Annotated in this window: 21 protein-coding genes; 15 read left to right on the top strand and 6 right to left on the bottom strand. The window is 74.6% G+C overall.

The annotated features are described in order from the left end of the window. Nucleotides 1-68: 68 nt before the first annotated feature. Both ACI79S_RS19400 and ACI79S_RS19395 read left to right on the top strand, forming a co-directional pair. A complete protein-coding gene (locus ACI79S_RS19400; protein WP_456595081.1) occupies nucleotides 69-575 on the top strand; it encodes a SigE family RNA polymerase sigma factor in 507 nt (168 codons plus the stop codon). Next, on the top strand, nucleotides 572-1,351 hold the full coding sequence (locus ACI79S_RS19395; protein ID WP_456595080.1) for a hypothetical protein: 780 nt from the start codon (nucleotides 572-574) through the stop codon (nucleotides 1,349-1,351). Before ACI79S_RS19400 ends, ACI79S_RS19395 begins: the two co-directional genes overlap by 4 nt. Before the next feature lie 3 nt (nucleotides 1,352-1,354). On the opposite strand, the gene ACI79S_RS19390 is transcribed toward ACI79S_RS19395, so the two are convergent. Continuing rightward, on the bottom strand, nucleotides 1,355-1,684 hold the full coding sequence (locus ACI79S_RS19390; RefSeq protein ID WP_456595079.1) for a rhodanese-like domain-containing protein: 330 nt from the start codon (nucleotides 1,682-1,684) through the stop codon (nucleotides 1,355-1,357). Between the two features lie 353 nt (nucleotides 1,685-2,037). On the opposite strand from ACI79S_RS19390, the gene ACI79S_RS19385 reads away from it, so the two are divergent. Next, nucleotides 2,038-2,235 (top strand): hypothetical protein, encoded by a 198-nt coding sequence (locus ACI79S_RS19385; RefSeq protein WP_456595078.1) that lies wholly within the window; start codon nucleotides 2,038-2,040, stop codon nucleotides 2,233-2,235. A 215-nt stretch (nucleotides 2,236-2,450) separates the two neighbouring features. On the opposite strand, the gene ACI79S_RS19380 is transcribed toward ACI79S_RS19385, so the two are convergent. Further along, on the bottom strand, nucleotides 2,451-2,957 hold the full coding sequence (locus ACI79S_RS19380; RefSeq protein WP_456595077.1) for an RHS repeat-associated core domain-containing protein: 507 nt from the start codon (nucleotides 2,955-2,957) through the stop codon (nucleotides 2,451-2,453). A gap of 21 nt (nucleotides 2,958-2,978) precedes the next feature. Here ACI79S_RS19380 and ACI79S_RS19375 point away from each other — a divergent pair, with 21 nt between their 5' ends. Continuing rightward, nucleotides 2,979-3,518, top strand: a complete 540-nt coding sequence (locus tag ACI79S_RS19375) for a PH domain-containing protein (protein ID WP_456595076.1) — start codon at nucleotides 2,979-2,981, stop codon at nucleotides 3,516-3,518. A gap of 5 nt (nucleotides 3,519-3,523) precedes the next feature. Continuing rightward, the gene (locus tag ACI79S_RS19370; protein WP_456595075.1) at nucleotides 3,524-5,065 is read left to right on the top strand and encodes a PH domain-containing protein; all 1,542 of its coding nucleotides are present in this window, start codon (nucleotides 3,524-3,526) and stop codon (nucleotides 5,063-5,065) included. A 92-nt stretch (nucleotides 5,066-5,157) separates the two neighbouring features. On the opposite strand, the gene ACI79S_RS19365 is transcribed toward ACI79S_RS19370, so the two are convergent. Beyond that, nucleotides 5,158-5,874, bottom strand: coding sequence for a response regulator (locus ACI79S_RS19365; protein ID WP_456595074.1), 717 nt, complete (start codon nucleotides 5,872-5,874; stop codon nucleotides 5,158-5,160). A gap of 62 nt (nucleotides 5,875-5,936) precedes the next feature. Here ACI79S_RS19365 and ACI79S_RS19360 point away from each other — a divergent pair, with 62 nt between their 5' ends. The 3 genes from ACI79S_RS19360 to ACI79S_RS19350 all read left to right on the top strand — a co-directional run bounded on the left by ACI79S_RS19360 (nucleotide 5,937) and on the right by ACI79S_RS19350 (nucleotide 8,138). Further along, nucleotides 5,937-6,674 carry a sensor histidine kinase gene (locus ACI79S_RS19360; RefSeq protein WP_456595073.1) on the top strand — a complete coding sequence of 246 codons (738 nt, stop codon included), beginning with the start codon at nucleotides 5,937-5,939 and terminating at the stop codon, nucleotides 6,672-6,674. Between the two features lie 281 nt (nucleotides 6,675-6,955). Beyond that, the gene (locus ACI79S_RS19355) at nucleotides 6,956-7,816 is read left to right on the top strand and encodes a manganese catalase family protein (protein WP_456590250.1); all 861 of its coding nucleotides are present in this window, start codon (nucleotides 6,956-6,958) and stop codon (nucleotides 7,814-7,816) included. Between the two features lie 103 nt (nucleotides 7,817-7,919). Beyond that, nucleotides 7,920-8,138: a hypothetical protein gene (locus ACI79S_RS19350; protein ID WP_456595072.1), complete on the top strand. Its 219-nt coding sequence runs from the start codon at nucleotides 7,920-7,922 to the stop codon at nucleotides 8,136-8,138. Nucleotides 8,139-8,228: 90 nt separating this feature from the next. On the opposite strand, the gene ACI79S_RS19345 is transcribed toward ACI79S_RS19350, so the two are convergent. Together ACI79S_RS19345 and ACI79S_RS19340 are read right to left on the bottom strand one after the other, a co-directional pair. Further along, a complete protein-coding gene (locus ACI79S_RS19345) occupies nucleotides 8,229-9,962 on the bottom strand; it encodes a sodium:solute symporter family protein (RefSeq protein ID WP_456595071.1) in 1,734 nt (577 codons plus the stop codon). Beyond that, nucleotides 9,959-10,237, bottom strand: coding sequence for a DUF4212 domain-containing protein (locus ACI79S_RS19340; RefSeq protein ID WP_456595070.1), 279 nt, complete (start codon nucleotides 10,235-10,237; stop codon nucleotides 9,959-9,961). The genes ACI79S_RS19345 and ACI79S_RS19340 overlap by 4 nt, the downstream gene beginning before the upstream one ends. A gap of 189 nt (nucleotides 10,238-10,426) precedes the next feature. Between ACI79S_RS19340 and ACI79S_RS19335 the strand changes: the two genes are divergently transcribed. Beyond that, nucleotides 10,427-10,846 carry a hypothetical protein gene (locus tag ACI79S_RS19335; RefSeq protein ID WP_456595069.1) on the top strand — a complete coding sequence of 140 codons (420 nt, stop codon included), beginning with the start codon at nucleotides 10,427-10,429 and terminating at the stop codon, nucleotides 10,844-10,846. Between the two features lie 103 nt (nucleotides 10,847-10,949). Beyond that, on the top strand, nucleotides 10,950-12,263 hold the full coding sequence (locus tag ACI79S_RS19330; RefSeq protein WP_456595068.1) for a Rieske 2Fe-2S domain-containing protein: 1,314 nt from the start codon (nucleotides 10,950-10,952) through the stop codon (nucleotides 12,261-12,263). Between the two features lie 5 nt (nucleotides 12,264-12,268). Here ACI79S_RS19330 and ACI79S_RS19325 read toward each other — a convergent pair whose 3' ends face one another. Beyond that, the gene (locus tag ACI79S_RS19325; protein ID WP_456595067.1) at nucleotides 12,269-12,421 is read right to left on the bottom strand and encodes a hypothetical protein; all 153 of its coding nucleotides are present in this window, start codon (nucleotides 12,419-12,421) and stop codon (nucleotides 12,269-12,271) included. 106 nt (nucleotides 12,422-12,527) lie between these two features. On the opposite strand from ACI79S_RS19325, the gene ACI79S_RS19320 reads away from it, so the two are divergent. The 5 genes from ACI79S_RS19320 to ACI79S_RS19300 all read left to right on the top strand — a co-directional run bounded on the left by ACI79S_RS19320 (nucleotide 12,528) and on the right by ACI79S_RS19300 (nucleotide 18,452). Further along, on the top strand, nucleotides 12,528-13,100 hold the full coding sequence (locus ACI79S_RS19320; RefSeq protein ID WP_456595066.1) for a copper chaperone PCu(A)C: 573 nt from the start codon (nucleotides 12,528-12,530) through the stop codon (nucleotides 13,098-13,100). A gap of 75 nt (nucleotides 13,101-13,175) precedes the next feature. Continuing rightward, a complete protein-coding gene (locus ACI79S_RS19315; protein WP_456595065.1) occupies nucleotides 13,176-14,372 on the top strand; it encodes a sensor histidine kinase in 1,197 nt (398 codons plus the stop codon). Further along, nucleotides 14,369-15,067 (top strand): response regulator, encoded by a 699-nt coding sequence (locus ACI79S_RS19310; protein WP_456595064.1) that lies wholly within the window; start codon nucleotides 14,369-14,371, stop codon nucleotides 15,065-15,067. Before ACI79S_RS19315 ends, ACI79S_RS19310 begins: the two co-directional genes overlap by 4 nt. Nucleotides 15,068-15,217: 150 nt before the next feature. Further along, nucleotides 15,218-15,991: an ABC transporter ATP-binding protein gene (locus tag ACI79S_RS19305; protein ID WP_456595063.1), complete on the top strand. Its 774-nt coding sequence runs from the start codon at nucleotides 15,218-15,220 to the stop codon at nucleotides 15,989-15,991. 4 nt (nucleotides 15,992-15,995) lie between these two features. Then, on the top strand, nucleotides 15,996-18,452 hold the full coding sequence (locus ACI79S_RS19300) for an ABC transporter permease (RefSeq protein WP_456595062.1): 2,457 nt from the start codon (nucleotides 15,996-15,998) through the stop codon (nucleotides 18,450-18,452). Nucleotides 18,453-18,512 lie beyond the last annotated feature (60 nt).

Raw genomic sequence — 18,512 nt, 5'->3', positions numbered from 1 at the left:
GGGCGCGGTGGAACCGCGCCCGCCACCGGACCCGTCATGCTCTCCAGAGGACGACTTCCGGAGGGCGAGTGGAGCGGGACGAGGCGTTCACGCGCTACGTGGACGAGCGCTGGCCGGTGCTCGTCCGCTCCGCCGTCCTGCTCGGCTGCGCCCGCCCCGAGGCCGAGGACCTGGTGCAGACGGCGCTGGTGCGCTGCTACGTCTCCTGGGACAAGGTCGGCACCGCTGACAACCGGGACGCCTACGTCTACCGGGTGCTGGTCAACTGCCACCACGACAGCCGCCGCCGGCGCTGGTGGGGCGAGCGGCCGACCGCCGAGGTGCCCGACGTCGCCACCGAGGACCGGACCGGGCAGGTGGACGACGCCGACGCGGTCCGCCGGGCGCTGGCGCGGCTGAGCCCGGCGCACCGCGAGGTCGTCGTCCTGCGCTACTACGCCCACCTGGGCGAGCAGCAGATCGCCGACGCGCTGCGCATCGCACCCGGGACGGTGAAGAGCCGGCTCTCCCGCGCGCTGGCGCAACTGCAGACCGACCTGGACGTCGCCGAGCTGCGGGGAGGGAGGGCATCGTGACCGACCGGGAGACCTCGACATTGCTGGGGGAGCTGGCCGACCGCGTGCCGGTGGGCCCCGCACCCGTGGGGCAGCTGCTGAAGGCCGGGCGCCGGGCGCGCCGCCGCCGGACCGCCGGCGTCTCGCTGGCGGTCGCCGCGGGCGTGGCCGTGGTCGCCGGCGGCGTGGTGACGGTCGTCGACCTGCCGAGCGGGCAGGGCGACGCCGCCGGCTCGGCGGCGGTGCTGAGTGCCGAGGAGCCGCGCGAGAACGGTCCGGAGGCGGCCGACGGCGATCCGGGCAGCGCCATGCCGCCGGCGGACGGCGGGGACGAGTCCGGGACGGCGGCCGGCAGCGAGCTCTCCCAGCTCCCCGAGGACCCGACCGCCGGGCGCACCGGACCGCTCGCCAGCACCCCCACGAGCTCCTGCGCCGTCGAGTACAGCCCGGCCGCGATCGGCAAGCAGGACTTCGCCTTCGCCGGCGTGGTGGTGGGCATCGGGCCCGCCGTCACGACGCAGCCCGGCTCGGCCGGCCCGCCGGAGGACCTGGTCGGGGTGACCTTCGCCGTGCAGGAGTGGTTCTCGGGCGGATCCGGCGACACGGTGACCGTGGACCTCCCGGCGCCGTACGACCCGGCCGCGGGCAGCAGCACACCGGGCCCGGTCTACGGGGTCGGGTCGCGCTTGCTGGTCAGCGGTGCCGACCGCTGGGAGGGCGAGCCGCTGGAGCCGATCGCCTGGCTGTGCGGGTTCACCCGCTACTACGACGAAGAGACCGCGGCCGCCTGGCGCTGAACGTCAGCGGACGAAGGGCTCCTCGCCGGTCTCGCTCACCATGGGCTTGCCCGCGGCCTGCCACTCGCCCATACCGCCGCCGACGTTCACCGCGTCGAAGCCGTTGGCGTTCAACCACGCGGCGACCCGCGCCGAGCGGCCACCGCCCCGGCAGGTGACGTAGAGCGGGTCGGCCTCGGGCAGCTCGTCGAGCCGGGCCGGGACGTCGCCCATCGGGATGTGCGTGGCGCCCTCGATGTGGCCGTGCACCCACTCGTCGTCCTCCCGGACGTCGAGGACCACGGCGTCCGCGGGCAGCTCGGAGGCGGGCACGGTCGGGACCTGCTGCGGCATCACGCTCTCCATCGTGGCACGTTGCAGGTGTCGCGACCGCCTTGGCTACCCGGACAGTCAGGTTCCGCGGCTTCTTCAGCCAGCGCGACCAGAACGCTTGTGCCGTCGCGACCAAGCCCCGGCGCCGCGCCGCGCCGCGCCACAGTAAGCCAACGCCTGAATCCTTACGATCGCCGAAGTGGCCCGAGGCTCCGCACCTAACGCAAGGCTGACAGCGGCACGCCGACTTCGATTTTCACGGGTTTCGTCGACATCCACATCCGTCTACATCTCCGGACTGGCGGTCCAGCCCATCCGAGCTCCGCAGCTATCGCAATCCCTGCGCAGCGACCCGGCGCTCGACCGCCCTGGAGATGCGCATCCGGACCCGCCGACAGCGCGACCGGGATCTCGGCGGGCTCATTCATCACTCGGGCCAGGCCGTCCACTACGTCGCAGTGCGGCACACCCAGCGCCTGGCCGAGGCCAGCGCGGTTGTTCCCGTCGGCTCCGCTGGCGACTCGTATGACGACGCTCTGACCGAGCCGCTCAACTTGCTGATCAAGGCCTAGAAGGGAGTGTCACGTATGTCAAGGAGTTGACTCACTGACGTCTGGACTGGCGCACCCATCCCACGAGGAATATCAGGGCACTAACCAAGCCGAGCCCCCCAGACCAATCCACACGATCCGTTGTTCACCTTCTGAGTCGAGTCCGCGAATCAACGCGAGCGTGCAAAGCGCGATTACGAGGACTCAGAACGCGATCAACTGGGCAGCCAGCGGCTTCATGGCGTGATGATCTCACCGTTGCCGACAAGTCCGCCTACGGCGCAACCACCAAGAGTTGCGGCGATCGATCCAGCCGTACCGGCGGCGGCAGTCGCCATGTACCCGACGCCTGTCTCCCAGACTAGGGCCGCCCCACCGACGCAGCCGAGTCCAATCTGCAGTACATCTTCCGCGAACTCGAGAACGCCTTCCCAATCCTTGCCAGTCGGGTCGACGGAATTGATGGGGTTGCCGGCGGCGTATTCATTGCGGTTGGCACGACTCGGATCGGCGAGGGTTTCCAGGCTGTCCTGCTGGGTGAAGCGGCCGATCCCAGCGTCGTACCAGCGCATCCCGAACTTCACGTACGCCGGCGCGGCCCGGTCGTACATCCCGCCGGCGAAGCGGTAGGGAGTCAGCGCGGTCACCGCGTTGCCGGTGAGGTTCGCCTCGGCGACCTGCCCGTAGGGCTCGGATCGGTCCGCCGTACGACCCCCCGCGGTTCCGGTGCGACCGACGACCACCGCACTGGGAGGATGGGCCCGATGTCCCCCAGCCACCGGGCCGCACCGCGGGCCGCCGCCCTGTCGCCCGTGCGCGAGCCCGCCTGGGAGCTGCCGCGCTCGGCGATCGGGCTGTGGGTGGTGGAGAGCCTGATCAGCGCCGCCTTCGTGTGGCTGGGCATCGGCGCCTTCCTGCTCTTCGTCCCCGCCGACGCCGGGGACCCGATTCCCCTGCTCCGCACGCTCCTCCCCCTGGCCGGCGCCGTCTACGCGGTCGTCGCCCTGAGCATCCGGCCGTGGTTCAGGCACCGCGTGTACCGGTGGGAGATCACCAACGAGGCCGCCTACACCCGCACCGGCTGGCTCACCCAGACCTGGACGCTGGTGCCGATCTCCCGCATCCAGACCGTCGACGTCACCCGCGGCGTGCTGCAGCAGATGTTCGGCCTGGCCACCGTCGCGGTGCTCACCGCCTCCAGTCAGGGCACCGTGCGCATCTGGCACCTGGAGCACGACGTCGCCCAGCGCGTCGCCGACGACCTCGCCCGCCGGGCCGAGCTGGTCCGCGACCAGGCGACCTGAGCGCCGTGCAGCCCGCGCCCCCACCTCCGCGCCGACCGGCCCGCCCGCTGCCGCCCTGGCCGCCGCCGCTCGGCCCGCCACCGGCCCCGCCCACCGCGCCCGGACGGCGGCTCTCCCCGCGCGTCATCGCCGTCCACACCGCCACGTTCCGGCAGGCCCGGCAGTTCGTGCCCGCGGTCATCCCGATCGTCGCGGCCACCGGGTTCGGCGGCGGGACGCGCACGGTCGTCGCCCTCGTCCTCGGCGTCACCGTCCTCTCGCTCCTCACCGCCACCCTCAACTGGTGGCGGTTCAGCTACGCCGACGGGCCGTCCGCGGTCGTCATCACCCGCGGGCTGCTGGCGCGCTCGGTGCGCACCGTCCCCAACGACCGCATCCGCGGCGTGGAGGTGGAGGCGCCGCCGCTGCACCGCCTCTTCGGCCTGGTCCGCGTCCGGATCGACGCCGCCGCCGGGGCGGTCTCCGACGGCGACGAGGAGCTGCTCGTCGACGGCGTCCCCCGCGCCGAGGGCGACCGGTTGCGCGTCGCCGTCCTCACCCACCGCGCCGCCGCCGCACCCGCGACTCCCCCGGACGGCGCACCGGCACCCGAGCCGGCCGAGGAGGAGTACGCCCGCCTCGACCACCGCTGGCTGCTCTACGCCCCCCTGGTCGGCACCTACCTCGCCGTGCCGCTGGCCGCCGTCGGCGCCCTGTTCCGGCTGGCCGAGGAGCTGCCCGAGCAGTTCACCCCCGCGTTCGAGGAACCGGACCTCTCCGACGTCCAGCTGATCGGCGCCGGCATCGGCATCGCCCTGCTGGTGCTGCTGCTCGGGTCGATCGTCGGCGCCGCCGTCGTCAACTGGCGGTTCCGGCTGGCCCGTCGCGGCGGCTCGCTGGTCGCGTCGCGCGGGCTGCTGACCCGTCGGCACACCGAGCTGGAGGTCGACCGCATCCGCGGGATCACCGTCACCGACGGGCTCGGCATGCGGCTGGTCCGCATCGCCCGCGTCAACGCGCTGGTCACCGGCCTCGGCGACGCCGCCGGCCGCGGCCAGCTGCTCCCCCTCGGCCCGCGCGCGGAGGCATGGGCGCTGGCCCGGCGGGTGACCGACGACCCCGGCGAGCTCACCCCGCACCCGCCCGCGGCCCGGCGCCGGCGGGTGCTGCGGGCCGTGGTGTTCGGGCTGCTGGTCTCCGCGGGCGGCGGTGTCCTCCTGGCCGAGCAGGGCTGGTGGTGGCTGCTGGCCGCCGGCGTCGTGCTCACCGTGCTCGGCGTTCCGGCCGGGGTCGCCCGGTACCGCTCCCTCGGGCACGCCACCGGGCCGCGGACCTTCTCCGTCCGCAGCGGCTGGCTGGTGCGCGAGCAGGTGGTGCTCGAACGCCGGGCGGTCGTCGGCTGGCAGGTGCGGCAGTCGTTCTTCCAGCGGCGGGCGGGCCTGGCGACGGTCACCGCCTGCGTGGGCGCGGGCAGCGGCGGCTACGCCGCCCTCGACATGGCTGCCGACGAGGTCGCCGCGTTCACGCTGGATGCCTCCGAGCCGTGGGCCGGCGCGCTGGGCAGGTGAGCTGCTCGGTGTAGGGAAGGCGAACCTTCCGAGACCGGCGGTTGTCGATCACGCCCCCGGGTAGCTGGCCGGGCGATGAGACCCGGGGAAGGTCAGCCCACCAGGCCACCGGTGTGCCGCACCGGCTCCCCGGCGCCCAGCCCGACGCGGCCGGCCAGCGCCGCCGCCTCCACCCGCGTCGCCACGCCCAGCCGGCGCAGCAGGTGGGCCACCAGCCGCTTGGCCGTCCGCTCCGAGACGTGCAGCGTCGTCGCGATGTCCACCGTGCTGGTGCCGTCGGCGATCAGCCGCCACAGCCGCCGCTCGTCGGCGGTCAGCTGGTCGGCGATGCTCTGCTGCCCGGCCGGCGCGGCGTCCTCCAGCAGCTGGCGCAGCAGCGCCTCCGGCACGACCGACCAGCCGTCGAGGACGGCGAGCAGCGGCCGCACCAGCGCCTCGGGGTCCGCTGTCTTCGGCAGGAAGCCCGCCGCGCCCGCGCGCAGCGCCTCGATGGCGGCGTCCGCCTCCGCCAGGCCGGAGAGCGCGACCACCCGGACCATCGGGTCCGCCCGGCGGATGGCGGCGATCGCCCTGGTGCCGCCGGGGGGCGGCATGTGCAGGTCGACGATCGCCACGTCGGCGTGGTGCCGCTGCACCAGCGCAGCGGCGGCCGACGCGTCGTCCGTCGTCGCCACCACCCGGACCCGGCCCTCGCTGAGCCCCGGCAGCAGCAGGCTCAGCCCACGCGTGAACAACGGGTGGTCGTCCACGACGACCACGTCCACCGGCGGCCTGCGGTCAGCAGCGGCCGCGTCGTCGGTCTGCCCCACATCACTCCTGACGGTCGGTGCGCCGCAGGGCGCCACTGCCCGGCTCCCCCGAGGAGGTGCCCGTGACCCTGGCTGCCGACACGCAGGCGTCGACGCGTAGCCGCGGACTGCTCAACGATCTCGCCCGCGTGCTGCGCGCGCACCTTCCGCGCCCACGCCGGGCGCCCGCCCCCGAGCCGGATGCGCCCAGCCCGGAGGACGCCGTCGTCCGCGCGCTCTGCCACGACATGCGCAGCCCGCTGGCCTCGCTCGAGGCGGTGCTGGGGACGCTGGACCGCGCCCCCGGCCAGGCCGGTGAGCTGCTGGCGCTCGCGCGGGCCCAGACCGCGCACCTGTCGTCGATGCTCCGCACGGCCGACGCCACCGGCGGCGCGGTCCGGCGGGCACCCGGCACCCGCCGCCTCCGCGACGTCCTCCACGCCTCCGTCGCCGCCTCGGGGCTGCCCCGGTCCCAGCTCACGGTCGAGGTGGACGACGACGCCGGGGAGATCGCCGTCGGGGACGCGCGGGTGCAGCGCATCCTGGTCAACCTGCTGGAGAACGCCCACCGCCACGGCGACGGCGCCCCGGTGCGGCTCCGCGTGACCGCCCGCGCCGGCTGGGTCGACCTGTCCCTCACCCAGCCCGGGGTCCCCGTCGACCGCATCGTCCAGCACCTGCGGCAGACCCGGCCGCCGGTGGACCTCACCGGGCTCGGGCTGTGGTCGGTGCAGCGGCAGGCAGGGGAGCTCGGGGGCCGGGTGCTGTGGTTCCGGGAGGGGGAGGACTTCACCCTCACCGTGCAGCTCCCGGACCGCTGAGCACTGTCGTCCGGGTCGCCCGCGCTCCCAGGCGTGGCTCCCGGAGGGGTCAGGCCGGCCCACCGTCCCTGCAGCCGCGTCCTGGCCCGGCTGCCCGTCCGGCGGCCCGGCTGCCCGTCCGGCGGCCCGGCTCCCCTCCGGAGCAGGTGTCAGGTCCGTCCACGCCCTGGTCCGTGAGGTTGGCACGGGTGGGCCACGGGACGGCACCGGTGGGCCACCCGGGGCGGGCAGAACCTCGTCGTCACCGCGAACGCGGTGGAGCGACGACGCAAGGAGAGCCCGTGTTCACGCACACCCACGCCCTGCAGTACGAGGCCAAGCCCGACGGCCCCGACGCCGCGTTCGCCCGCCGGATGCAGGAGATCCTCGGCGGCCAGTGGGGCGAGATGACCGTCGCCACGCAGTACCTGCTGCAGGGCTGGAACTGCCGGCTGCCCGGCAAGTACAAGGACATGCTCCTGGCCATCGGCACCGAGGAGCTGGCCCACGTCGAGATGATCGTGACGATGATCGACCGGCTGCTGGACCACCAGCCGCTCAAGCCCGACTCGGCCGACCGCACCAAGGAGGCGGCCGCCGGGTACGGCGACGTCAACCCGCAGCACGCGATCGTCAACGGCGGCGGCGCCTACTACCGCGACTCCATGGGCCTGCCCTGGAGCGGCGGCTACGTGACCGCCAGCGGCAACCTCATGGCCGACTTCCACTACAACGCCACCGCCGAGATGCAGGGCCGGCTGCAGGTCGCCCGGCTCTTCAACATGACCGACGACCCCGGGGTCAAGGACATGCTGCGCTTCCTCATCGCCCGCGACCACATGCACCAGATGCAGTGGCTCGCCGCGATCGAGGAGCTCAAGGAGGACGGGCTCGAGGGCATCCCGGTGCCGGAGGCGTTCCCGCTCGAGGAGGAGCCGGGCAACTTCGGCTACACCTTCATCGACGCCTCCGACGGCCCGGACGCCGCCGCCGGCCGGTGGGCCTCGGGCCCGGCCGTGGACGGTCGCGGCGAGATGTCCGCCGCCCCGATCGAGGCGACCGCCGATGCGCCGATCCTGCCCCCGGGCGACCCACGGCTCTTCCCGACCCCGCAGATGGAGGGTCAGTCGATGCTGCAGCGGGCCAAGGACATGCTCAAGTAGGCCCCACCTGCACCTTCACCTGTGCCGTCGCCGTGCCGGCGGCCCGCCCTCGACGGGCGCGGCCGCCGGCCCGGCGGGCCCAGCCCCTCCCGGAGGTCCTGCCGTGCACCCGTCCCAACTGCCCGTGCCCTCGCTCATGCTCACGTTCGTCTACGTGGCGGCCATCGCCGTCGCCGTCGCCCACCCCGGCCTGCCGACGCTCGGCGGGCTCTTCGTCCTCGCCGGGCTGACCGCCCGCTGGGCCGCTCGGCACCGGCGGCGCACACCGGCGCAGGTCGTCGTCCTGCACCAGGACGCCCCCGCCCCGGCCACCGCGGCCTGACCGGGACGTGGAAGGCGCGCGCCCCCCGGGGAGGGGAGCGCGCGCCTCCGGTACGACGAGGGGCGGCCGACGATCGACCGCCCCCTGCGATCAGCGGGTGCGCGGCTCGTGCGGCGGCTCCCCCGACCCCCCTTCGTGGATCACCTCGTCCAGCTGGCCCTCGGCGTGCGCCGTCACCAGCCGGCTCTTGCCGGGGTAGCGGATCTCCTCCACCAGCTCCTGCATCACCGGCGACGGCTTCGTGGTGAACTGCGACACCACGATGGTGACCACGAAGTTGATCAGCATGCCGATCGTGCCGAAGCCGGTCTCGGGGATGCCGAACAGGCCTTCGCTGTTGCCGTAGATGTCGATCGTCCACAGCATGTAGGCGACCGTGGTGAGGAGGCCGGCCGCGAGGCCCGCCGTCGCGCCGGCTGCCGTCGTCTTCTTCCAGAAGATCCCCAGCACGAGGATCGGGAAGAAGCTGGCACAGGCCAGGCCGAAGGCGAGCGCCACCACCTGGGCCACGAAGCCGGGCGGGTTGATGCCCAGGTAGCCGGCGACGAGGATCGCCAGGCCCATCGCGATCCGTCCCACGAGCAGCTGCCGGGCCTCCGTGGCGCCCGGGTTGATCCGCTTGTAGTAGACGTCGTTGGCCACCGAGGACGAGATGACCAGCAGCAGCCCGGACGCGGTGGAGAGGGCGGCGGCCAGAGCACCGGCAGCGACGAGGCCGACCACGGGCGCCGGCAGCCCGGCGATCTCCGGCGTCGCCAGCACGATGATGTCGTTGTTGATCACGAGCTCGCCGGTGTCGGGCCCGTAGTCGATGATGCCGTTGCCGTTGACGTCGTCCACCGTGATCAGCCCGACGTCGGCCCAGGTGTCGAACCACCCCGGGGTCTCGCCGACCGGGGTGCCCGCGATCTGCTCGATGAAGTTGAGCTTGCTGAACGCGCCCACCGCCGGCGCCGAGGTGTAGAGCAGGGCGATGAAGAACAGCGCCCACAGCGCCGAGTACCGGGCGGCCCGCACGCTCTTGGCGGTGTAGAAGCGGACGATCACGTGCGGCAGACCGGCGGTACCGAACATCAGCGCCGCGGTGATCAGCAGCATGTTCGGCATGCTGGTCTGGGTGAAGGCCTCGGTGTAGGCGGCGAAACCGAGGTCCTGCTGCAGGCCGTCGAGCTCGCCGAGGATCTGGCCGAAGCCGATCTGCGGGAACGGGTTGCCGGTGAACTGCGCGGAGATCGCCACCACGGGGATGAGGTAGGCGACGATCAGGACGCTGTACTGGGCGACCTGCGTCCAGGTGATCCCCTTCATCCCGCCGAGCACGGCGTAGAAGAAGACGATCACCATGCCGATGACCACACCGGCCGCGGTGCCGACCCCGAGGAACCGCTGGAACACCAGGCCGACGCCGGCCATCTGTCCCGCCACGTAGACGAACGAGACGACGATCGCCGCGACGACCGCGACCAGGCGGGCGCTCTCGGAGTACCGGTCACCCACGAAGTCCGGGATCGTGTACTTCCCGAACTTGCGCAGGTAGGGCGCCAGCAGGAGGGCCAGCAGCACGTAGCCGCCCGTCCATCCCATGAGGTAGACCGACCCGGCGTACCCGTTCCCGGCGAACGCGACGATGCCGGCCATCGAGATGAACGACGCGGCGCTCATCCAGTCCGCCGCGATCGCGGCACCGTTGGCCGGCGCCGGGATGCCGCCACCGGCGATGTAGAAGCCGGACGTGGTGGACACCCGGCTGGCGTAGGCGATGTAGATGTAGGTGCCGAACGTGATGATGACGAAGACGAGCGTCCACACCTGGATGTCGGTCACGAGTGGTGGACCTCTTCCTCGTACTCGTCGATGCCGAACTCGGCGTCGAGCTTGTCCATCCGCCAGACGTAGACGGCGATGAGGACGACGAAGGTGACGATGGACCCCTGCTGGGCGAACCAGAAGCCGAGGGGGAAGCCGAGGATCTCGATGGTGTTCAACGGCTCGGCGAAGACGATCCCCGCACCGAACGACACCAGTGCCCAGATGACGAGCAGCACGCTCATCAGGCGGAGGTTCCTCCGCCAGTACTCCTTGCGCTGTGTAGCGTCCACCCGCTCCTCCAGAGGTCGACAGTGTGAGTCCGGTCACACATGCGCGGGACAGGGAACCAGAACAGACCGGGACGGTCAATCGCCCGGGAGGGCGCTGCGACGAGGGCGCAACCCCGACGGGCGCTCGGGCGGGGCTGCGCAGGGAACGGGCTACCGCGCCGGCGCCGGAGCACCTACAGTTCCCTGCTCATGGCGACGAGTGCGCAGGAGTCGGGGCGCCGGGGCCGGCGCCGCAGCCCCGGGAGCAGACGACTGCTCGGTGCTGCGCTCCTGGTGCTCCTCGGGGCCTTCCTCCCCTGGGTCGCCACGGCCGCGGGCAACGTCGCGGGCGTGCGGGGCGCTGGCCTGTGGACGATGTACGCGGCACTGCTCGGCGTCGCCGGGGCGATCATCCGCTCCGCCACCCTCGCCGCCGTTCACGCGGCGGTCCTGGCCGTGGTGGCCATCGCCCTGCCGCTGTGGCAGGTGCTGCACCTGGTGAGCCTCGTGGGGGCCTCGGGCTGGGCGCCGGGTCCTGGCCTGGTCCTGACCGTCGGCGGAGGAGTTCTCGCCGGCTCCGCCGGGGTCTCGTTGCTCCGGGCCGCACGGGCGGCTTCCCCCACCAGCTGACCGGTCACCCGGCCGCGGCTCCCGCATCGGGCCGCGGCCCGGTCGACCCACGACGTTGAGCCGCCCGTAACGCCGCGAACATCCGGCCACGGTGCAATGGCTCATGGTCGCGATCAGCGCTCTGCCGTCGGGATGGTTCGCGGTGGCCCGCGCCGCCGACGTGGGGACGACGCCGGTGCCCGTGGGCGCCGGCGGGCGGGCGTTCGTGGTGGTCCGGCTCCGGCCCGGGGGCGAGGTGAGCGCCTTCCCGGCCCGCTGCCCGCACCGGGCCGTGCCGCTCGCGGCGGCCTCGGTCTCCGGCGGCCGGCTGGAGTGCCCGCGCCACGGCTGGCGGTTCGACGCCGACGGCCGGTGCGTCACCGTCCCCTCCCTCGGTCCGGCCGGCGTCCCGCCGCCGCGCGCGGACCTGCCGGTGCCGTGGGCGGTGGAGGAGCGGCACGGCTGGATCTGGCTGGCCCCCGACCGCACCGCCCTCCCGCTGCCGCCGCGCCCGACCGGGCCGCCCACGCCCGAGCCGGTGCCTTCCGCACCGGCGCCGGTGGGGCCCCTGTTCGGCAACCTCGACCCGTCGCTCGCCGCGGCCTGGCACCCGGTGGCCCTCGCCGGCGAGCTGCGGCCCGGCGGCTGGCTGCAGGTGCGGCTGCTCGGTCGCACGTGGACGCTGCGGCGGGACGGCGACGGGCTGCGCGCCGATCCGCCCGCCCACGGGGTCCGCGAGCGCCGGGGCGTGGTCGAGCTGGCCCCGTGCGCGCCGGGCGACGTACCGCTGGACGTGCCGGAGGACGCCGACCGGCGCTTCCTGACCCGCTGGCTGGCCCCCCGGCGCACCGCGGCACCGGCGGCCGTCGTCGCCGACCTGCTGCTCGACGTCGCCCGGCTGCCGTTCGTGCACGGGGGCACGTCCGCGGCCGCCGACCACCCGGAGGTGGCGCCGTACGAGGTGGTCCGGGAGCCCGGTGGCTTCTGCTCCGTGCAGGAGCAGTGGTGCGACGACCCGCTGGACCCGGAGGTCGCCCTGGGCGGGCGGCCGCTGCGGCAGCGCCGCCGGGTCACCTACGCCTACCGGGCGCCGTTCGCCCTCCGGGTGCGCCGCGACCAGCTCGACTCCGGGTCGACGACGACGGTGGTCACCCTGCTCCAGCCGGAGGACGCCGACTCCACCCGGGTGTTCACCCGGCTGCTGCACTCCGCCGGGCCGGGGCAGCCGCTGCCCTCCCGCGCGCTGCTCGCCGAGCACGTGGCGGCCGAGCAGCGAGCGCTGGACACCGACCTGGCGCTGGTGGCCGGCACCGGGCTCCCCGGCCTGCCGCTGGACCGCCGCGACGAGCTGCACCTCCCCGCCGACCGCCTCGGGCTGGCCCTGCGCGACGCGCTCTGCGACCTCCGGTCGGCGGGACGGGCGCCCGCGGCCGCCTGACCCGTTCACCCCGCGGGCAGCTGCTCCCCGCACCGGGGGCAGACGGTCGGCGGGTCCTCGTCCGCCAGACCGCCGCAGGCCGGGCACACCCGGCGCAGCCAGCAGGCCGGGTCACCGCCGTCGTCGCCGGCCGCGCGCCGGCGCTCGTCGTCGTCCACGCGCCCCCCAATGCGACAACTCTGTTGCGGTCCACCCACCGGTGCGGTGGCGGCGCGCCGGCCGGGGTAGCCCCGGACGGTCGAACGCCACTCCAGGAGGACCAGCATGACCCGCCGCACGCGCACCCACCCGTTCGCCGCCCTGCTCTTCGCGGCCACCCTGCCCCTGGCCGCCTGCGGCGGGGTCGCCGACGAGGAGGAGTCGGCCAACCCGATCGAGGAGATCGGCACGGAGGTCGACGGCGGCAACCCCGGCCCCGACACGGCGGTGACCGAGGACATCTCGATCACGGCGCTGGGGCTCGCCTACCCGGAGGACGGCGTGTGGGAGGTCGGCGAGGACGTCCAGCTGTACGCGGCGATCACGAACACCGGGACCACCGGGGACCAGCTGGTCGAGGTCCGCGGCGAGGACTTCGCCGGGGCGGAGCTGACGGCGCTGGACGGGACCGACGGCGCGATCGACGTGCCCGAGGAGGACAACGTCTACCTCGAGCCCGAGGGCCCGCCGTCGGTGGTGCTCACCGACTTGGGCACGGACCTGCGCTCGTCGCAGTCGATCCCGGTCACGTTCGTGTTCGAGCAGGCCGGCGAGGTCACGATGGAGGCTCCCGTGGTCTCCTCGCCCCCCGGCCAGGGGGACTTCGGCGCCCCGGAGGACCCGACCGGGGAGAACTGATCAGCCTGCGGGAGGACACGCAGATCATCCCGAGGGGCGACGAGGCGGGCGGCCCGGCTCCCTAGGCTCCTGGTCGTGGAACGGTCGGCCGTCGTCGAGCGTCCGGCCGCCTGGCTGCGGGACCGGACGTTCGCCGTCGACGCCGCGCTCGCGGCCGCGCTCGGTCTCGTCACCGTGGTGCTGCCCGCCCTCGCCGGGGCCTACTACTGGTCGGACCAGATCCGCGCCCTGGTCCTCGGGGCGCTCCTGATCGCCCCCCTGGCCTGGCGCCGGGTCGCGCCGGTGCCCGCCGCCGCGGTGGTCGTCGCGGTCGGGCTGCTCGAGCTGGTCCTGACCGACGACTTCCTGGCCGCCAACGTCGCGGTGCTGGTGATGGTCTACTCGCTGGCCGGGTACGCCCCGCGCTGGGCCGGGAAGGCCGGGCTGGCCATCGGCCTCGTCGGGGCGGTCCTCGCCGCCCTGCGGTACTTCGGCGGGGGCCTCAGCGACAGCACGATCCTCACCGCGGGTGCCATCGGCGTCTCGGTGGTGGCCGCCTGGGCACTGGGCGACCTGCGGCGCGCCCGGCTCCAGCGGCTCGCCGCGCTCGAGGAGCGCGCGCAGCTGCTGGAGCTCGAGCGCGACCAGGAGATGCGGCTGGCCGCGACCGCCGAGCGGGCCCGCATCGCCCGGGAGATGCACGACGTCGTCGCGCACTCCCTGTCGGTCGTCATCGCGCAGGCCGACGGCGGCCGCTACGCCGGCAAGGCCGATCCGCAGGCGGCCACCGACGCGCTGGAGGCGATCGCCGCGACCGGCCGGCAGGCGCTCACCGACATGCGCGCCCTGCTCGGCGTGCTCCGCGACGGCGGCGGCGAGGAGTACGCGCCGCAGCCCGACGTCGCCGCGATCCCGGCCCTGGTCGAGGACGTGCGCGCCAGCGGTCTCGACGTCGACCTGATCGTGGAGGGGACGCCGCAGCCGATGCCCGCCGGACCGCAGCTGGCCGCCTACCGGATCGTGCAGGAGTCGCTCACCAACGTGCTCAAGCACGCGGGCCCCGCCGGCCGCGCCTGGGTGCGGCTGCAGTGGCGGCCCGACGCGCTGGAGCTCTCCGTCCTCGACGACGGCCGCGGCGCCGCGGCGGCGATCACCGGGTCCGACGGCCTGGGCCAGGGGATGCGCGGCATGCGCGAGCGCGCTCAGCTGCACGGCGGGCACCTCGAGGCCGGGCCCCGGCACGGTGGCGGGTTCGGCGTGCACGCCGCCCTGCCCTACCGTTCGGCCCGATGAGCGACGCGATCCGGGTCGTCCTCGTGGACGACCAGCAGATGGTGCGGGCCGGGTTCCGCATGGTCATCGACTCCCAGCCCGACCTGACGGTGGTCGGGGAGGCCGGCGACGGCGCGGCGGCGGTCGAGCTGCTGGCCCGCACCCGCGCCGACGTCGTCCTCATGGACATCCGCATGCCCGGCACGGACGGCATCGAGGGCACCCGGCAGGTGACCGCCCTGCCCGAGCCGCCGCGGGTCGTCGTCCTCACCACGTTCGACCTGGACGAGTACGTGGTGGCCGCGATCGGCGCCGGGGCCAGCGGCTTCCTGCTCAAGGACGCCGCGCCCGAGGAGATGCTCGACGCCATCCGCACCGTGCACGCGGGCGACTCGGTGATCGCGGCGAGCTCCACCCGCCGGCTGCTGCAGCACGTCGCCCCGATGCTGCGGGGCGGCGGGACCGCGGCGCCCACCGGTGGCGACGACGCCGCGCTGGCCGAGCTCACGCCGCGCGAGCGCGAGGTGCTGGAGCAGATGGCCTACGGCGCCACCAACAGCGAGATCGCCGCGCACTTCTTCGTCAGCGAGGCGACGGTGAAGACCCACGTCGGCCGCGTGCTGGCCAAGACCGGCGCGCGCGACCGGGTGCAGGCCGTCGTCCTGGCCTACCGCAGCGGCCTCGTCGCGCCGGCGGACCTGCTCCGCAACGCCTAGGGGCACCCCGGGTCCCCCACACGGAGCCCTTCCGGTACCGCACGTCCTCCCTGGGGATGACGCCGGAGATCGTCCTGCGCTCCGACGCGGGAGGACACGTCGCGGCGAGAACGTGATCACCGTCGTCGTCCCCGATCTCGGAGGCATCCAGTGCCCGTTCCCGTCATGACCGTCCCCGGCGAGCCGCCGGCGTCCCTCTCCGCCGCCGCCGTCCGCGCCACCGGCCTGCGCAAGACCTACGGCGGCGGCGAGACCGCCGTCCACGCGCTCGCCGGCGTCGACGTCGCGTTCGCCCGCGGCGAGTTCACCGCGATCATGGGCCCGTCCGGCTCGGGCAAGTCCACGCTGATGCACTGCCTGGCGGGGCTGGACGCCGCCACCGCCGGGCAGGTGTGGCTGGGTGACACCGAGCTGACCAGCCTGCGCGACGACGAGCTGACCACGCTGCGCCGCTCGCGGATCGGCTTCGTCTTCCAGGCCTTCAACCTGCTGCCGGTGCTGCCCGCCCGCGAGAACATCGTGCTGCCGATGCAGCTGGCCGGCCAGCGCCCCGACCCGGTGTGGTTCGACGACGTCGTCGCCCGGCTGGGCCTGCGCGAGCGGCTCGGGCACCGACCGCACGAGCTCTCCGGCGGCCAGCAGCAGCGGGTGGCCATCGCCCGCGCCCTGCTCGCCCGCCCCGACGTCGTCTTCGCCGACGAGCCGACGGGCAACCTCGACTCCCGCAGCGGCGCCGAGGTGCTCGGCCTGCTGCGCTCCAGCGTGAAGGAGACCGGCCAGACCGTCGTCATGGTCACCCACGACGCCTCGGCCGCCGCCTACGCCGACCGCGTGGTGCTGCTGGCCGACGGGCGGCTGGCCGGCGAGCTCACCGACCCGACCGCGGCCTCCGTGCTCGACGCGCTCCGCGACCTGGGGGCCTGACGTCATGCGCGCAGTGACGCTGGCGAGCATCCGGGCGCACCTGCCCCGCCTGATCGCCTCCACCCTCGCGATCGTCATCGCCGTGGGCTTCGTGGTCGCCACCCTGGTGCTCAACGAGACCACCCGCGCCACGGTGCTGAAGGCGGCCGGCGCCCAGTACGTGGACACCGACGTGGTCGTCACCTCCGGCAGCGGTGCCGGGCTGGCCGGGCACGTCGACACGCTCACCGGGCTGGGCGGCGTGCAGGCCGTGGACCCGACCTGGCAGACCTCCGTGCAGGCGGTCACCCCCGGGCGCACCGGCGCCCAGTACCTGCTGGTCGAGTCGGTGGCCGCCGACCCGCAGCTGCGCTGGCAGCAGCTGACCGAGGGCGCCCTGCCGGCCCGGCCGGGGGAGGTCGCGGTCAGCGAGCGCGTCGGCGCCGCCGCCGGCGACGTCTTCCCGGTCACCAGCTACGACGCCGACGGCACCCCGACCACGGCCGACGTCACCGTGACCGGCGTGGTCGACCTGGGCGGGGACCCCACCGCCGGGATCTACGGCAAGGCCTACGTCGTCGCCGACCAGGCCCGGGCCTGGGGCGCGATCGAGCCGACCGAGCTGCGGATCGCCGGGACCGCCGACGCCGAGGTCCTGGCCGGCGAGGTGCGCGCGGCCCTGTCCGACGCCGACGTCACGGTCCGCACCGGCACGGAGCAGGCCGAGAAGTCCGTGGCGGCCCTGACCGGCGACGCCACCTGGCTGACCACCGCGCTGCTGGTGTTCGCCACCATCGCCGTCGTCGTCGCCGGGCTGGTCATCGCCAACACCTTCGCGGTCCTGCTGGCCCAGCGCACCCGCGACCTGGCGCTGCTGCGCTGCGTCGGCGCCACCGCCCGGCAGGTGCGCCGCAGCGTGCTCGGCGAGGCCCTGCTCACCGGGCTGGCCGCCTCCGTGGTCGGCGTGCTCGCCGGCATCGGCCTCTCCGCCGCCGTCTCCGCGGTGGTGTCGGGGATCGACTCCCCCGTCCCGCTCTCCGGGGTGTCGGTGCCGCTGTACGCCGTGCTGGTCGGCCTCGCCGTCGGCACGGCGACCACGCTGATCGCCGCGCTGGCCCCGGCCCGCGCTGCCACCCGGGTCGCCCCGCTCGCCGCGCTGCGCCCCACCGACCCGGCGCCGCTGCGCTCCCGCGGCGGCGCTGCCCGGCTGGTCGTCGGCCTGCTGCTCGCCGTCCCCGGCGTGGCCCTGATGGCCCTGGGCGTGACCTCGGCGGACATCGTGATCGCGCTCGCCGGGGGAGTGCTCAGCGCGCTCGGGCTGCTGCTGCTCGCCCAGCGGGCGGTGCCGCCGGTCGTCGCCGCGGCGGGCCGGCTGCTGAGCCGGATCGGCGGGCTCCCGGCGCGGCTGGCCACCGGCAACGCCACCCGCAACCCCCGCCGGACGGCGGCGACGGCCACCGCACTGCTGATCGGGGTCACGCTGACCACCGCGATGGTGGTGGGCGCCAGCTCGACGCGGTCGACCGCCCAGGCCGGTCTCGCCGCGGCCTACCCGACCGACGTGATCGTCAGCGGCTCGGGCGACGAGCTGACCAGCTCGCTGCAGGCGCAGCTGGCGTCGGTGGACGGCGTCGTCGCCACCACCGCGCTGACCGGGGCGGAGCTCACCGGGCCGGACGACATGGCCACCGTGGTCGTCGGCGTCGACGTGGAGGAGGCGTTGCCCGTGCTGCGCTCGACGGCCGACACGACGCTGCCCGAGCCGGGACAGGTCGTGCTGGCCAGGTGGAGCGCCGAGATGTGGGGGGTGCAGCCGGGCGACCCCCTCACGCTGACCGCCGAGGACCGCTCCCGGACGCTGACCGTCGTGGCGGGCGAGACCGAGTACCCGCTGCTGACCGATGCCGACCTGCAGGCCCTCGCCCCCGGCGCACCGGTGGACACCATGTGGCTGCGGCTGGCCGACGACGCCGACCAGACCGCGACGATCGACGAGGTCACCGACCTGGCCGGCAACGCGCTGCCCGCGTCGTTCGTCACCGGGGTGGCCAGCGAGCGGGCCGCGATCGACGAGGTGGTCGACGTCCTGCTGCTCGTGGTCACCGGGCTGCTCGGCGTGGCGGTGCTCATCGCGCTGATCGGGGTCGGCAACACCCTGGCGCTGTCGGTGGTCGAACGCCGGCAGGAGAGCGGTCTGCTCCGGGCGCTCGGCCTGACCCGCGGCCAGCTGCGCGGGCTGCTGGCCTGGGAGGCCCTGCTCGTCGCCGGCGTCGCCGCGGTGCTCGGCGTGCTGGTCGGCGGCGCCTACGGCCTGGTCGGGGTCGCCTCGGCGCTGGGCGAGTACGGCGAGGTGGTGATCAGCATCCCGTGGCTGCAGCTCGGCGCGATCGTGCTGGTCGCGACGGTGGCCGGGCTGCTCGCCTCGGTGCTGCCGGCCCGCCGGGCGGCGCGGACCCCACCGGTGGCCGCCATCGCCGGCTGACGCGGCGATGATCAGGGAACCTGGTGCGGTGTCCTCCCTCAGCGCCCACGGTGAGGGAGG

It is taken from the genome of Blastococcus sp. SYSU DS1024 (assembly GCF_054050795.1).
Note: the sequence above shows the minus strand (reverse complement) of the source record. Positions and strands in the feature narration are given on the sequence as shown.

What these genes read in the sequence shown, in the direction of transcription:
- ACI79S_RS19335 (WP_456595069.1), top strand. Translation starts at nt 10,427, where the DNA reads ATGGCGACGAGTGCGCAGGAGTCGGGGCGCCGGGGCCGGCGCCGCAGC.
- ACI79S_RS19300 (WP_456595062.1), top strand. Translation starts at nt 15,996, where the DNA reads ATGCGCGCAGTGACGCTGGCGAGCATCCGGGCGCACCTGCCCCGCCTG.
- ACI79S_RS19320 (WP_456595066.1), top strand. Translation starts at nt 12,528, where the DNA reads ATGACCCGCCGCACGCGCACCCACCCGTTCGCCGCCCTGCTCTTCGCG.
- ACI79S_RS19375 (WP_456595076.1), top strand. Translation starts at nt 2,979, where the DNA reads ATGTCCCCCAGCCACCGGGCCGCACCGCGGGCCGCCGCCCTGTCGCCC.
- ACI79S_RS19385 (WP_456595078.1), top strand. Translation starts at nt 2,038, where the DNA reads ATGCGCATCCGGACCCGCCGACAGCGCGACCGGGATCTCGGCGGGCTC.
- ACI79S_RS19310 (WP_456595064.1), top strand. Translation starts at nt 14,369, where the DNA reads ATGAGCGACGCGATCCGGGTCGTCCTCGTGGACGACCAGCAGATGGTG.
- ACI79S_RS19330 (WP_456595068.1), top strand. Translation starts at nt 10,950, where the DNA reads ATGGTCGCGATCAGCGCTCTGCCGTCGGGATGGTTCGCGGTGGCCCGC.
- ACI79S_RS19390 (WP_456595079.1), bottom strand. Translation starts at nt 1,684, where the DNA reads ATGCCGCAGCAGGTCCCGACCGTGCCCGCCTCCGAGCTGCCCGCGGAC.